Source organism: Agrobacterium sp. SOY23 (assembly GCF_027212525.1).
Taxonomy (GTDB): domain Bacteria; phylum Pseudomonadota; class Alphaproteobacteria; order Rhizobiales; family Rhizobiaceae; genus Agrobacterium; species Agrobacterium tumefaciens_I.
Map to the genome: position 1 here is coordinate 30,655 of NZ_JAPWDT010000008.1, position 14,296 is coordinate 44,950.

Sequence of the window (14,296 nt, forward strand, 5' to 3'; positions counted from 1 at the left end):
AGGAGCGCCATGACGGAAACGATAGAGGGTCTGCCGCTTGCGGATCGATTGGCCAAGGGTATCCGCACCCTGCTGATCTCCGGCGAGCTGGCGCCGGGGCAGCGCCTTTCAGAGGCAGCCTTCAGCGAACGTTTCGACGTCTCCCGTAATTCGCTGCGCGAAGCCTTCCGGCTTTTGACCAAGGATGGCCTGTTGCGCCACGAGGCCAATCGCGGCGTGTTCGTCGCCGTGCCCACCATGTCTTCGGTCATCGATATCTACCGTGTGCGGCGCATGGTGGAATGCGGCGCGCTGCGTCAGGCCTGGCACAAGCACCTCGCCATAAAGGCGATGCGTGCAGCCGTCGAGGATGCCAAGGTCAAGCGCGAGGTTGCCGATTGGCTGGGTGTGGGCAGCGCCAACATGAAATTTCATGCGGCGGTGGTCGATCTCCTCGACAGCGCCCGGCTCAGCGATTTTTACGAGCGCATCGCCGCCGAACTCAGGCTTTGTTTCGGCCTCTTGAAAGATCCCGAACAGCTTCATTCCCCCTTTGTCGACATGAACAGCAAGATCCTGTCGCTGATGGAGGAAGGCAAGGCGCAGGAAGCGGGCGACGAGATGGAAATCTATCTCAATCTTTCCGAGCGCACTGTCCTGAAGGCGCTTGAGCGCGCTGTCGAACACGCATCCTGAGATGACGGGCGGCAGGTGGGAAAACCTCCCTTGCCGCTCCGCTCCATTTTTGCCCGCTCAGGCGATTGCCAAGTTTGCTGCGCTGCGTCATCAATGCTGACATGACGCTTCGCGACCTGACCATTCTTGTCATAGACGAAAACGCGATCCGCGCCTCCATCATCGAGGAGGGATTGCGCGAGGCCGGCTATCAGCGCGTCACCGTCATCCATGAAGTGAACGGGGTGGCGCGCACCATCGAGACGCTGCAGCCCGACGTCATTTTCATCGATCTCGAAAATCCCAACCGTGACATGATGGAGCATCTGTTCCAGCTGACCCGCACGGTCGGCCGCCCCATCGCCATGTTCGTCGATCGTTCCGATACCGCCTCCATCGAGGCTGCCGTCGAGGCGGGGGTATCCGCTTATGTGGTCGACGGGCTGAAGAAGGAGCGGGTGAAACCCATTCTCGATATGGCGGTCAGCCGCTTTAATGCCTTCAGCCGCCTGCAGCGGGAACTTGCCGATGCCAAATCGGCGCTGGAGGAACGCAAGGTCATCGAGCGGGCCAAGGGCATCTTGATGAAGATGCGCGGCCTTTCCGAAGAGGAAGCCTTTGCGCTTCTGCGGCAGACGGCGATGAACGAGAAAAAGAAGATTTCCGAGATCGCGCAAAGCGTGGTCACCGCGGCCGGTCTGTTGATGTGACGAACCCGCCGGTCGGACAGTGTGGAGTGTAGGATATGGCGGCACCGGAAAAAACGGCTGGATCGGGAAGCGCGGCAACGTCGGCCCTCGGCGCACCCACGCTGGTGGGTAGCGACCGACAGAAAATCCTGCGCGCCGGTTTTATCCCGCTCGTCGATGCATCCGTTTTGATTGCCGCCGCCGAATTTGGTTTTGCCGAACGCGAAGGACTGGTGCTCGATCTCGTCAAGGATGTTTCCTGGGCGAATGTGCGCGACCGGCTGGCCTTCCGGCAATTCGATATCGCCCATATGCTGTCGCCCATGCCGGTCGCCTCCATGCTTGGGCTCGGCTCCAATCCGTCGCCGACGATCACGCCCTTTTCGCTTGGACGCGGCGGCAACGCGATTACGCTTTCGACCCGTCTCTTTGCCCGCATGAAGGCCTTGACCGGGCTTTCCGAGGTGGCGGGAGCGCTCGAAAATGCCAAGGCCTTGAAGCGGGTGCTCGATGATATGCGGGCGCGTGGCGAACCGCCGCCGACGCTTGGTATGACCTATCCGTTTTCCTCGCATAATTACGAATTCCGTTATTGGCTTGCTGCCGGCGGCATTCATCCAGATCATGACGTCAAGCTGGTGGTGGTGCCGCCGCCCTTGACCTCGGATGCGCTCGCTGCGGGGGCCATCGATGGTTTCTGTGTCGGTGCGCCGTGGAACATCGTCGCCGCCGAGCGTGGCGTTGGCCGGATTGTGGCGGCCAAGCAGGATTTGTGGCCTTCCGCACCGGAAAAGGTCATCGGCATGCGACCCGAATGGGCGGAAAGTCAGCAGGAAACGGTCGGCCGGCTGCTGACAGCGCTCGACGCCGCCGCCCGCTGGTGCGACCTGGCGGACAACCACGATGCGTTGAGCCGGGCGTTGGCCGACCCTAGTTATATCGGCGCGCCGGAAAGCATCATCCGTCATGTGCTTGCCGGTGAATTCAGCATCGACAGTCAGGGCAACCGACGGGTGATCGACAAATATTTCACCTTCCATGGTGACCATGCCAATTATCCCCGGCAAAGTCAGGCATTGTGGATTTACAGCCAGATGATCCGCTGGGGGCAGGCAGAACTGTCTCAGGCGGGCGCAGATGCCGCTCTTTCCGCCTATCGCCCGGATATTTATCGGGCGGCATTGGGCGACGGGAAAGCGCCTGACGATGCCGATATCCGCATCGAAGGGCAGGAAGGGGGAGACCGTTTCGTGGATGGTATGGTCTTCAACCCTGCTGACATCGAGGGCTATGTGAACGGCTTTTCCGTGCGCACATCCGCGCCGGTTTCTCCTGCTTCGGGAGAGGCATGATTGGCTTCCCGCTTCGCAGGCTGCGCAAATTTCAAGCGTGAATTTTTCCAGTTTGCACAAACAGAAGACAAAAAAATCGCTGATTAAAATTTAATCACGTATTTTGTTTTCGCAAATTACCATCTATTTTCAATATCTTATAATTTATTTTTTAAACTGGCACGGCTCTTGCTTCTTCCTGTTTGCACCGGTCAACGGCGATCGGAGCAAGCAGGGCGCGGCATAGGCGCCTTCAGAAGACACAGACGTCGCAAGGTTTTGCTGCCCGGAACACCTCCCGTTCCGCCGGTGCAAACACCGAGCGGCGTTTTTTTATTTTCAGGTTTTTTCGCAAGCGAAAACGTCACCCGCAGAGGTGGCCCAATAAGGGGAACATGCGAATGAAAAAGATATTCTCCGGCACTGTCAGCCGCCGCACGATACTGAAGACGACAGCCACCGCAGCCCTTGTCAGCGCCGTGCGCACGGCCTTTCCATCCGGTGCTTTTGCGGCCACTGCAGAGCCTGAAGTGAAGGGCGCTAAACTCGGCTTCATTGCGCTCACCGATGCCGCGCCGCTCATCATCGCGGCCGAGAAGGGACTTTTCGCCAAGCACGGCATGCCTGACGTCGAGGTTCTGAAACAGGCCTCCTGGGGTGCGACGCGCGACAATCTGGTACTCGGCGGTGCATCGAACGGCATCGATGGCGCGCATATCCTGACGCCGATGCCCTATCTCATGCATACCGGCAAGGTGACCCAGAACAATGTGCCGGTGCCGATGACAATCCTCGCCCGCCTCAATCTCGACAGCCAGGGCATTTCCGTCGCCAAGGAATATGCAGAGACCGGCGTCCAGCTCGATGCTTCCAGGCTGAAGGCGGCTTTCGAGAAGAAGAAGGCCGAAGGCAAGGAAATCAAGGCTGCCATGACCTTCCCCGGCGGCACGCATGATCTGTGGATCCGTTATTGGCTCGCCGCCGGTGGCATCGATCCCGACAAGGATGTTTCCACCATCGTCGTTCCGCCGCCGCAGATGGTCGCCAACATGAAGGTCGGCAATATGGACGTCTTCTGTGTCGGCGAGCCGTGGAACGAGCAGCTCGTCAATCAGGGCATCGGTTTTACCGCCTGTACCACCGGCGAACTCTGGAAGGGCCATCCGGAAAAGGCGCTCGGCATGCGCGCCGACTGGGTGGAAAAGAACCCCAACGCCACCAAGGCGCTGCTGATGGCCGTCATGGAAGCGCAGCAATGGTGCGACGAGATGGCGAACAAGGAGGAGATGTCCACCATTCTCGGCAAACGCCAATGGTTCAACGTGCCGCCGAAGGATGTTCTTGGCCGCCTCAAGGGCAATATCAATTACGGCAACGGCCGCGTGCTGGAAAATACCGGCCTGCAGATGAAGTTCTGGCAGGACCACGCTTCCTATCCTTTCCGTAGTCACGACAGCTGGTTCATCACCGAAAACATCCGCTGGGGTAAATTTGCCTCTGACACCGATGTGAAGGCGCTGGTGGAGAAGGTGAACCGCGAGGATATCTGGCGCGCGGCGGCCAAGGATCTCGGTGTTGCCGATCTTCCCGCCTCCACCTCGCGCGGCAAGGAAACCTTCTTCGACGGCAAGGTCTTCGACCCTGAAAACCCGTCGGCTTATCTCGAAAGCCTGTCCATCAAGGCGGCCTCCTGAGGAGGAGACCCGGGGGTCGCCCTTCATCCGCCAGCGCCTGCCGGTCAACGGCCGAAACTGAAGACCGGATGAGGGGCGAGCCCCAGACCGCAACCGAAATCAAGAGGAAATGCCCATGTCCGCATTGGCCCGAAAATTCAAGGAAGAGCCGCAGCAGCCGGTGGCGCAGAAGGCAAACGTCGTGGCGCTTGCACCGAAACCCGCATCGCGGATCGACCTGCGTAAATGGGGCGTCGCTGCCGCGCGCAATGTCATCCCGCCATTGGTTGTCCTCGCCATCCTGCTCGGTATCTGGCAGTTGCTCTGTTCCGCCACCGGCGCATCCCTGCCGCCGCCGAGCCAGGTTTTCGAGGAAAGCTACGATCTCATCGTATCGCCGTTTTTCCATAATGGTTCGCAGGATATCGGGCTTGGTCTGCGTGTGCTGGTGTCGCTCGAACGGGTGGCTTACGGTTTCGGCCTCGCTGCCATCGCCGGCATCGTGCTCGGCGCGGTGATCGGCCAGTCGGTCTGGGCGATGCGCGGTCTCGATCCGATCTTCCAGGTGCTGCGCACCGTGCCGCCGCTCGCCTGGCTGCCGCTTTCGCTGGCCGCATTTCAGGACAGCAACCCTTCCGCCATTTTCGTGATCTTCATCACCTCCATCTGGCCGGTCATCATCAATACAGCGGTCGGTGTGCGCAACATTCCGCAGGATTACCGCAACGTGGCGAAGGTGCTGCGGCTCAACCAGCTCGAATTCTTCTTCAAGATCATGCTGCCATCGGCAGCACCCTACATCTTCACCGGTCTGCGCATCGGTGTCGGCCTTTCCTGGCTCGCAATCGTCGCAGCGGAAATGCTGACCGGTGGCGTCGGCATCGGCTTCTTCATCTGGGATGCGTGGAACTCCTCGCGCCTGCCCGACATCATCGTGGCACTCGCCTACATCGGCGTCGTCGGCTTCATGCTCGACAAGCTGGTGGCGGCGCTTGGCAAGGTCATCACCCGCGGCGCTGCGGCCAACTGAGAGGGCGACCATCATGAACGCTTATCTGAAGCTCGATCATATCGACAAATATTTCGACAAGGGCGGTTCGCGCGCTGAGGTGCTGAAAGGCATCAACCTCACCATCGAAAAAGGCGAATTCGTCTCCGTCATCGGCCATTCCGGCTGTGGCAAGTCCACCATGCTTAACCTCATCGCCGGTTTGACGAAGGTTTCGGCAGGTGCCGTGCTTCTCGAAAACCGCGAGGTCAACGAGCCGGGTCCGGAGCGCGCCGTCGTGTTCCAGAACCACAGCCTGCTGCCGTGGCTTTCGGTCTATGAAAACGTCAATCTCGCCGTCGACAAGGTGTTTCGCAACACCAAGACCCGGACTGAGCGGCACGACTGGGTCATGCGCAATCTCGACCTCGTGCAGATGGCCCATGCGAAGGACAAGAAGCCGTCCGAAATTTCCGGCGGCATGAAGCAGCGTGTCGGCATTGCCCGGGCGCTCGCAATGGAGCCGAAAATCCTGCTGCTGGATGAGCCTTTCGGTGCGCTCGACGCCCTGACCCGCGCCCATCTTCAGGATGCCGTGATGGAAATTCACGCCCGGCTCGGCAACACCATGGTCATGATCACCCATGATGTCGACGAGGCGGTGCTGCTCTCGGACCGCATCGTGATGATGACCAACGGCCCCGCCGCCCATATCGGCGAAGTGCTTGATGTGTCGCTGGCCCGCCCGCGCAACCGTATCGAGCTCGCATCCGACAAGACCTACCTCAAATGCCGCGAGGCCGTGCTGAAGTTCCTTTACGAACGTCACCGCTTCGTCGAAGCTGCGGAGTAACGACCATGACGCAAAAACTCGTCATCATCGGTAATGGCATGGCGCCAGGGCGCATGCTGGAAAACCTGTTCGAGACCGCCCCCGGCCTTTACGACGTCACCATTTTTAATGCCGAGCCGCGCGTCAATTACGACCGCATCATGCTCTCGCCGGTGCTCTCCGGCGAAAAGAGCTATGAGGATATCGTCATCCATAATGACGAATGGTACGCGACCAATAATGTGACCCTGCACAAGGGCGCGAAGGTCACCGGCATCGACCGGGACAAAAAGACCGTCACCAGCGAGAACGGCATCACGGTTTCCTACGACAAACTGGTGATCGCCACCGGCTCCTTGCCCTTCATCATCCCCGTTCCCGGCCATCAATTGTCTGGCGTACTCGCCTATCGCGATCTCGACGACGTCACGACGATGCTCGAAATCGCCGAGGGGAAAGGCCGCGCCATCGTCATCGGCGCCGGTCTTCTTGGGCTGGAAGCGGCCTATGGCCTCAAGCGTCAGGGCATGGATGTCACCGTCATCCACCTGATGCCGACGATCATGGAGCGTCAGCTCGATCCGGCAGCGGCCTATCTCCTGGAAAAGGCGCTGAACGAGCGTGGCATCGACATCATCACCAAGGCCAACACCAAATGCATCCTCGGTGAAGATAAGGTCGAAGGCATAGAGCTGGAAGACGGCCGCGTTATCAGGGGCGATATGGTGGTGATGGCGGTCGGCATCCGTCCCGCCTCCGGTCTCGCAAAGGAAGCCGGCATCGCCGTCAATCGTGGCATCGTCGTGGATGACGGCATGATGACGTCCGACGCTTCGATTTACGCGCTCGGCGAATGCGCCGAGCATCGTGGCATGTGTTACGGGCTGGTCGCGCCGCTTTATGAATCGGCCCGCGTGCTCGCCGACCGGCTTTGCGGCGGTTCGGCCGAATATCACGGCTCCGTCACCAATACGAAGCTGAAGGTCACCGGCATCAACCTTTTTTCCGCCGGTGATTTCGCGGAGGGTGACGACCGCGAGGAAATCGTGCTGCGCGACGCTACCGCCGGTGTCTACAAGCGCCTGATCCTCAAGGAAAATCGTATCATCGGCGCGGTGCTTTACGGTGAGACGGCGGACGGATCGTGGTTCTTCGATCTGATGAAGAAATCGACCGATATTTCCGCCATGCGCGAAACCCTGATCTTCGGCCAGGCCTATCAGGGAGGGTCACCGCTGGACCCTATGGCGGCCGTTGCAGCCTTGCCGGATGATGCGGAAATCTGCGGCTGCAACGGCGTTTGCAAGGGTAAGATCACCTCGGTTATCACCTCCAAGGGGCTGACCTCGTTGGATGATGTGCGCGCCCACACCAAGGCTTCCGCCTCCTGCGGCAATTGCACCGGCCTTGTCGAGCAGCTGATGACGCTGACGCTCGGCGACAGCTACAACCCCGCCGCCGTGCAGCCCATGTGCAAATGCACCGATCTCGGCCATGACGATGTGCGCCGTCTCATCAAGGCCAAGGGCTTGAAAACCATTCCCGCGGTGATGCAGGAACTGGAATGGAAGACCTCCTGCGGCTGCGCCAAGTGCCGGCCGGCGCTCAATTATTACCTCGTCTGCGATTTCCCCGACGAATATGCCGACGATTACCAGTCGCGTTACATCAATGAGCGCGTCCACGCCAATATCCAGAAGGACGGCACCTATTCCGTCGTGCCGCGCATGTGGGGCGGGGTCACCTCCTCCTCCGAACTTCGGGCAATTGCGGATGTGGTCGACAAGTTCGATATCCCGATGGTGAAGGTGACCGGCGGCCAGCGCATCGATCTTCTCGGTATCGAAAAAGAGGATCTGCCCGCCGTCTGGGCGGATCTCGGCAAGGCCGGTTTCATCTCCGGGCAGGCCTATGCCAAGGGGTTGCGCACGGTAAAGACCTGTGTCGGCCAGCAATGGTGCCGCTTCGGCACGCAGGATTCCACCGGCCTCGGCATCCGCATCGAAAAATTCATGTGGGGCTCATGGACGCCCGCCAAGCTGAAGCTTGCCGTTTCCGGCTGTCCACGCAACTGCGCGGAGGCCACCTGCAAGGATATCGGTGTCATCTGCGTCGATTCCGGTTTCGAGATCCATTTCGCCGGTGCCGCCGGTCTCGATATCAAGGGCACGGAAGTTCTGGGTCTTGTCCATACCGAGGACGAGGCGCTGGAGCATATCGTGGCGCTGACCCAGATGTATCGTGAACAGGCGCGGTATCTTGAGCGCATCTACAAATGGGCCAAGCGCATCGGTTACGACGAAGTCCGCCGCCAGATCATGGACGATGCCGAAAAGCGCAAGGCCTATTTCGACCGCTTCGTCTTCAGCCAGAAATTCGCGCAGGTCGATCCCTGGTCGGAACGTGTCTCCGGCCACGACAAGCATGAATTCAGGCCTATGGCGGCAATCGGTTTCAATCAGGCAGCGGAGTGAGAACGATGGACAGCAACTGGATCGATATTGGCGACATTTCCGATATTCCGCTGCGCGGAGCGCGTTGCGTGAAGACGCCGATGGGCAAGATCGCCGTGTTCCGCACGGCGGAAAATCAGGTCTTCGCCATCGAGGACCATTGCCCGCATAAGGGTGGGCCTCTGAGCCAGGGCATCGTGCATGGGGCTTCGGTGACGTGTCCGCTGCATAATTGGGTCATTTCGCTGGAGACCGGCAAGGCGCTGGGGGCAGACGAGGGCGAGGTGCGGACCATTCCGGTGCGCAATCTGGATGGACGGCTTTCCATCGCGCTTGAAACTTTGATGATTGCGGCGGAGTGAATTGCGATGGCGGCGATGGCGAAGATACCCCCCTCTGTCCTGCCGGACATCTCCCCCACAAGGGGGGAGATCTATTGCCGAACAAACTTCGCTCTACAATTTGCGTCGCCGACCATAGAGATGAGGCGGAAAGGCCGCAGCCTGTCGATCTCCCCCCTTGTGGGGGAGATGTCCGGTAGGACAGAGGGGGGTGCAAGCCGCAGACTGAGAGGGCAAGCCCATGCCCGCTGAAACAAAAACCACCTGTCCCTACTGCGGCGTAGGCTGCGGGGTTATCGCTACCGTTAACGATAATGGCGTCGTTTCCGTCAGGGGCGATCAAGACCACCCCGCCAATTTTGGCCGCCTGTGTTCCAAAGGTTCGGCTCTGGCGGAAACCATCGATCTCGACGGTCGCCTCCTCCACCCGGAAATCGCCGGCCGGCGGGTGGCATGGGATGAAGCGCTCGATCTCGTCGCTTCCCGGTTTTCCAAGGCAATTGCCGAACACGGCCCGGATTCAGTCGCCTTTTACGTCTCCGGCCAATTGCTGACGGAAGATTATTATCTGGCGAACAAGCTGATGAAGGGTTTCATCGGCTCGGCCAATATAGATACCAATTCAAGGCTCTGCATGTCGTCCTCCGTCGCCGGCCACCGCCGCGCCTTCGGGGCGGATACGGTGCCGGGAACTTATGAGGATATGGAGCTTGCCGATCTGGTGATCCTCACCGGTTCCAACCTCGCATGGTGTCACCCCGTTCTCTATCAACGTCTTGCCGCAGCCAAGGCCGCGCGGCCGGAGATGAAGGTGGTCGTCATCGATCCGCGCCGGACGATGAGCGCTGATATTGCCGATATGCACCTTGCTATCCGCCCGGATGGAGATGTGGCGCTGTTTACCGGCCTGCTGGCACATCTCTCGGGCGGTAGTGCGATAGACCGCGCTTATGTCGAAAGCCACACGGCCGGTTTTGAAACCGCGATGTGGGCCGCAAGCGAGCACAGCCTGCCGGAGATCGCCGAGGCGACCGGCCTGACGCTTGCGGAGCTTATCTCCTTTTACGAATTGTTCGAGCGCACGCAAAAGACCGTCACCTGCTACAGCCAGGGCGTCAATCAGTCTGAAAGCGGCACCGACAAGGTCAACGCCATCATCAATTGCCATCTCGCCACTGGCCGCATTGGCCGGCCGGGCATGGGGCCGTTTTCATTGACCGGTCAGCCGAACGCCATGGGCGGACGCGAGGTCGGCGGGCTGGCGAACATGCTGGCCGCCCATATGGCCATCGAAAGTGCTGAAGATCGCAACCGCGTGCAGCGCTTCTGGGCCTCACCTGCCATCGCGCAGAAACCCGGCCTCAAGGCGGTGGATATGTTCCGGGCGGTGGCCGATGGCAGTATCAAGGCGCTGTGGATCATGGCCACAAACCCGGTCGTATCCATGCCGGATGCCGGTGCCGTCGAGGCGGCGATCAAGGCCTGTCCTTTCGTCGTTGTGTCCGATGTCACGGCCGATACGGATACCGCCCGCCACGCCCATGTTCTTCTGCCCGCACTCGGCTGGGGCGAAAAGGACGGCACCGTCACCAATTCCGAGCGGCGCATTTCCCGCCAGCGCGGCTTTCTCGATGCGCCCGGCGAAGCGAAGGCCGACTGGTGGCAGATGGCGGAAGTGGGCCGGCGCATGGGTTTCGACGCTGCCTTCACTTTTGGTCAGGCATCGGAGATTTTTGCAGAGCATGCGGCTCTTTCCGGTTTCGAGAATGCAGGGAGCCGCGATTTCGATATCAGCGGCATCGATGGGAATTCCTACGATGGGATGGCACCCTTCCAATGGCCGAAAGTCGGCCCCGGCGAGGCTGAAGTGACCCGCTTTTTCGCGGATGGTCGGTTTTACCATGCCGATGGCAAGGCCCGCTTCATCGCCACCGCCTTGCCGAAGACAGGCAGGACATCGGCAGACTATCCGCTGACGCTGAATACCGGCCGCATTCGCGATCAATGGCATACCATGACCCGCACCGGCAAAAGCGCCCGCCTCACCGCCCATATCGCCGAGCCTTTCGCCGAGCTTCATCCGCGCGACGCGCAGGCACTGGGCATAAAAAGTGCTGATCTGGTGGAGCTGGAAAGCCCGCATGGCAAGGTGCTGCTGCGGGCGCTGGTAAGCGAAAGGCAGGCGCGCGGCTCGGTCTTCGCGCCGATGCACTGGAACGATCAGTTTGCCTCGAAAGCGCGGATCGATGTGGTGGTCGCGCCGGTAACGGACCCGCATTCCGGTCAGCCCGCTTCGAAAAACGTGGCGGTGAAGGCAAGGCGTTTCGAAGCGAATGCCTATGGTTTTGCCATTTGCCGCAGCCAGCCCAACGCACCGGATTGTGCCTATTGGGCCATGGCCAAAGCGGATGGCGGCTATCGCATGGAGCTTGCTTTCGAGAGCGAGCCCCAGGACTGGACGCTCTGGGCGCGGCAGGTTTTCGGCATCGATGTCCGCATCGAACCGCTTGGTTACAACGACCGGCAGACGGGTGACCTGCGCCTCGCCTTCTTCGATGGTGAGACACTGCTTGCGGCATTGTTTATCGCCAAAGAGCCGGTCGCCGTTGCCCGCAGCTGGGCGATATCGCAGTTGAACGAGCGCCACGAGGATTTGCGCATGCGTTTTGCGCTGGTCGCCGGCCGTCCCGGTGCCGGCCGTGCCGATCCGGGCGCAACTGTCTGCTCCTGCTTTAATGTCGGGGTGAACCAGATCACCGCCGCCATCCGTGATGGTTGTCACAGTGTCGAAGCCATCGGCAAGGCGTTGAACGCCGGAACCAATTGCGGCTCCTGCCGCGCCGAAATCAGGGGGATCATCGATGGATGCCTTAAAACCGCAGCGGAATGAACCGGCCCGCATGGAAAGACTGGCCAAGCTGCCGGTCTTCTGGGGGCTCGAGGGCAAGCGTGTGGTTCTGGCGGGCGGATCGGAAGGCGCCGCCTGGAAGGCGGAACTTCTGCTGGCCTGCGGGGCGGAGGTGCATGTCTATTGCAGCAAAGGCGATTTGTCGGAGACTTTTGCGGCTCTTGTCGCAAGAAACTCATGCCTGAACATCCATGACCAGCCTTGGCATCCGGGCATATTCGAAAATGCCGAACTTGCGCTGGCGGATTGCGAAACGGATGTGGAGGCTGAAGCCTTTTATTCCGCCGCACGGGGGGCCGGTGTGCCCGTTAATGTCATAGACAAGCCGGAATTCTGCCAGTTCCAGTTCGGCTCCATCGTCAATCGCTCGCCGGTGGTGGTGTCGATCTCCACCGATGGCGCCGCCCCCATCTTGGCGCAGGCCATCCGCCGGCGCATCGAGACGTTGTTACCGCTGTCGCTGAAAGATTGGGGCGCGCTTGCCCAGACAATCCGCGAGCGCGCCAATCGACGTCTCGCGCCCGGACCGGCGCGGCGGTCTTTCTGGGAAAAATTCGTCGATCGCGCCTTTACCGAAAGGCTGGATGAGGACACCGAAGAGCGGCTGCTTGCGGATATCGCAACGCAGGCCGGGCGGAGGGAGCCGGCTGGCGGAAGGGTGACGCTGGTGGGCGCCGGACCGGGGGATGCCGAACTGCTGACGCTGAAGGCGGTGCGCGCCCTGCAGGCGGCGGACGTCATCCTGTTCGACGATCTCGTCTCGGCAGAGGTGCTGGAACTGGCGCGGCGGGAAGCCAAGCGCATGCTGGTCGGCAAACGCGGCGGCCGGGAAAGCTGCAAACAGGAAGACATCAACGATATGATGATCCGTCTCGCCAAGGCCGGCAAACGGGTGGTGCGGTTGAAATCCGGCGATCCGATGATCTTCGGTCGCGCCGGCGAGGAGATTGCGGCGCTGGAGGCCGAAAACATCCCGGTCGAGATCGTGCCCGGCATCACTGCCGCAAGCGCCATGGCCTCGCGCCTTGGTGTTTCCCTGACACATCGAGATCATGCCCAGTCGGTTCGCTTCGTCACCGGCCACTCCCGGCAGGGAAAGCTGCCGGAGAATATCGACTGGAAATCGCTTTCCAACCCCTCGATAACCACCGTCTTTTATATGGGCGGGCGAACCGCAGCCGGGATTCAATCCTCCCTGCTTGCTCATGGCATGCCTGCCTCAACGCCCGTTGCGATCATGATTTCCGTCAGCCGTTTAAATGAACGGCGCTGGTGCGGTTCGCTCGAGCAATTGGCTGCAGCGATTGAGAGGCTGGGCGTGAACGAGCCTGTGCTGATCGGCATCGGTGATGCGTTTGGTGTCGCATCCCCGGCAGTTTCGGGCCTTGGTACTGAGGGGTCGGTTGCGGCACCAGTTCAAAGAGCCGGCTAATAAGTTTACCAGGTGGTACGGGCGTGTCTTTCGCGCGTGCCCGCAAGTTGGTTGTTTTTGCCGCCACAAGACCCTCCCTTGACATTGGTTTTTCGTTCGCTCTTCAATAAAACGAAAAATTTGAAAGAGGAGGGAGGGTGAAATGCTGCTCACACCGCGTCAGGATGAAATCGTTGCGCTGGCGAAAGCGAACGGGCGGGTGCTCGTCGATGAGCTGGCGGCGCGGTTTTCCGTCACCCCCCAGACGATCCGCAAGGACCTCAACGATCTTTGCGATACGCGGGTGCTGACGCGCATCCATGGCGGCGCGCTTTTCCCGAGCGGCAATGAAAACGTCAAATACGAGGCGCGCCGGGCGATTGCTTCTGTCGAGAAACAGGCAATCGGGGCCGCTGCCGCTGCTCTCATCCCCAACAACTCGTCGCTTTTCATCAATATCGGCACGACGACCGAAGCGGTGGGCGAAGCGCTGGCGGACCATCACGAATTGATGGTGATCACCAATAATATAAACGTCGCCAACAGGTTAAGGGTATTTCCGGGCATAGAGGTGGTGATTGCCGGCGGCGTGGTCCGGGGCTCCGATGGTGGTATCGTCGGCGAGGCGGCGGTGGATTTCATCCGCCAGTTCAAGGTCGATTTCGCCGTCATCGGCGTTTCGGCGATCGATGAGGACGGGGCTCTGCTGGACTTCGACTTCCGGGAGGTCAAGGTGGCGCAGGCGATCATCTCCAATGCCCGCCATGTCATTCTGGTGTCGGATTCGCTGAAATTCGAACGCACCGCGCCGGTACGCATAGGCCATCTTTCGCAGGTTCACACCTTCATTACCGATCATTGTCCGGTTGATTCCATCCGCAGCATCTGTGCCGATCATGATGTCCGGTTGATCGAAACAGAGGCCCGCGACGCCTGATTCACGGGGCGTCGGAATTTCGTTTGACATTCGTTTTGTCTTCGAATTAGATGGTCATGCTTTCAATATATCGATGAGG

At 60.2% G+C, this 14,296-nt stretch carries 11 protein-coding genes; all 11 read left to right on the forward strand.

All coding sequences use genetic code 11. The features are described 5' to 3' along the window. The first annotated feature begins 9 nt into the window (after positions 1–9). The 11 genes from O3S81_RS21060 (at position 10) to O3S81_RS21110 (ending at position 14,217) form a co-directional block, all read left to right on the forward strand. Entirely contained in the window at positions 10–675 is a 666-nt protein-coding gene (locus tag O3S81_RS21060; RefSeq protein ID WP_269346372.1) for a GntR family transcriptional regulator, read from the forward strand. 101 nt (positions 676–776) lie between these two features. Next, entirely contained in the window at positions 777–1,364 is a 588-nt protein-coding gene (locus tag O3S81_RS21065; protein WP_006699921.1) for an ANTAR domain-containing response regulator, read from the forward strand. A 35-nt stretch (positions 1,365–1,399) separates the two neighbouring features. Further along, complete coding sequence (locus tag O3S81_RS21070) at positions 1,400–2,695, forward strand: CmpA/NrtA family ABC transporter substrate-binding protein (RefSeq protein ID WP_269346373.1); 1,296 nt, start codon at positions 1,400–1,402, stop codon at positions 2,693–2,695. Between the two features lie 380 nt (positions 2,696–3,075). Continuing rightward, positions 3,076–4,368 (forward strand): CmpA/NrtA family ABC transporter substrate-binding protein, encoded by a 1,293-nt coding sequence (locus tag O3S81_RS21075; protein ID WP_269346374.1) that lies wholly within the window; start codon positions 3,076–3,078, stop codon positions 4,366–4,368. A gap of 115 nt (positions 4,369–4,483) precedes the next feature. Continuing rightward, positions 4,484–5,377 (forward strand): nitrate ABC transporter permease, encoded by an 894-nt coding sequence (ntrB, locus tag O3S81_RS21080; RefSeq protein WP_269346375.1) that lies wholly within the window; start codon positions 4,484–4,486, stop codon positions 5,375–5,377. Positions 5,378–5,390: 13 nt separating this feature from the next. Further along, positions 5,391–6,188, forward strand: a complete 798-nt coding sequence (locus tag O3S81_RS21085; protein WP_269346376.1) for an ABC transporter ATP-binding protein — start codon at positions 5,391–5,393, stop codon at positions 6,186–6,188. Between the two features lie 5 nt (positions 6,189–6,193). Then, positions 6,194–8,641: a nitrite reductase large subunit NirB gene (gene nirB / locus O3S81_RS21090; protein ID WP_269346377.1), complete on the forward strand. Its 2,448-nt coding sequence runs from the start codon at positions 6,194–6,196 to the stop codon at positions 8,639–8,641. Between the two features lie 5 nt (positions 8,642–8,646). Beyond that, positions 8,647–8,982, forward strand: coding sequence for a nitrite reductase small subunit NirD (gene nirD / locus O3S81_RS21095; protein ID WP_003519747.1), 336 nt, complete (start codon positions 8,647–8,649; stop codon positions 8,980–8,982). Between the two features lie 220 nt (positions 8,983–9,202). Continuing rightward, entirely contained in the window at positions 9,203–11,851 is a 2,649-nt protein-coding gene (locus O3S81_RS21100) for a nitrate reductase (RefSeq protein WP_269346378.1), read from the forward strand. Next, on the forward strand, positions 11,823–13,301 hold the full coding sequence (cysG, locus tag O3S81_RS21105; protein ID WP_269346380.1) for a siroheme synthase CysG: 1,479 nt from the start codon (positions 11,823–11,825) through the stop codon (positions 13,299–13,301). The genes O3S81_RS21100 and cysG overlap by 29 nt, the downstream gene beginning before the upstream one ends. 142 nt (positions 13,302–13,443) lie before the next feature. Then, a complete protein-coding gene (locus O3S81_RS21110; protein ID WP_010973411.1) occupies positions 13,444–14,217 on the forward strand; it encodes a DeoR/GlpR family DNA-binding transcription regulator in 774 nt (257 codons plus the stop codon). Positions 14,218–14,296: the final 79 nt, after the last annotated feature.

Bases quoted from the DNA above. Each gene is read 5' to 3' on its own strand.
- cysG (WP_269346380.1), top strand. From the start codon at position 11,823: ATGGATGCCTTAAAACCGCAGCGGAATGAACCGGCCCGCATGGAAAGA.
- O3S81_RS21075 (WP_269346374.1), top strand. From the start codon at position 3,076: ATGAAAAAGATATTCTCCGGCACTGTCAGCCGCCGCACGATACTGAAG.
- nirB (WP_269346377.1), top strand. From the start codon at position 6,194: ATGACGCAAAAACTCGTCATCATCGGTAATGGCATGGCGCCAGGGCGC.
- nirD (WP_003519747.1), top strand. From the start codon at position 8,647: ATGGACAGCAACTGGATCGATATTGGCGACATTTCCGATATTCCGCTG.
- O3S81_RS21100 (WP_269346378.1), top strand. From the start codon at position 9,203: ATGCCCGCTGAAACAAAAACCACCTGTCCCTACTGCGGCGTAGGCTGC.
- O3S81_RS21085 (WP_269346376.1), top strand. From the start codon at position 5,391: ATGAACGCTTATCTGAAGCTCGATCATATCGACAAATATTTCGACAAG.
- O3S81_RS21110 (WP_010973411.1), top strand. From the start codon at position 13,444: ATGCTGCTCACACCGCGTCAGGATGAAATCGTTGCGCTGGCGAAAGCG.
- O3S81_RS21070 (WP_269346373.1), top strand. From the start codon at position 1,400: ATGGCGGCACCGGAAAAAACGGCTGGATCGGGAAGCGCGGCAACGTCG.
- O3S81_RS21060 (WP_269346372.1), top strand. From the start codon at position 10: ATGACGGAAACGATAGAGGGTCTGCCGCTTGCGGATCGATTGGCCAAG.
- O3S81_RS21065 (WP_006699921.1), top strand. From the start codon at position 777: ATGACGCTTCGCGACCTGACCATTCTTGTCATAGACGAAAACGCGATC.
- ntrB (WP_269346375.1), top strand. From the start codon at position 4,484: ATGTCCGCATTGGCCCGAAAATTCAAGGAAGAGCCGCAGCAGCCGGTG.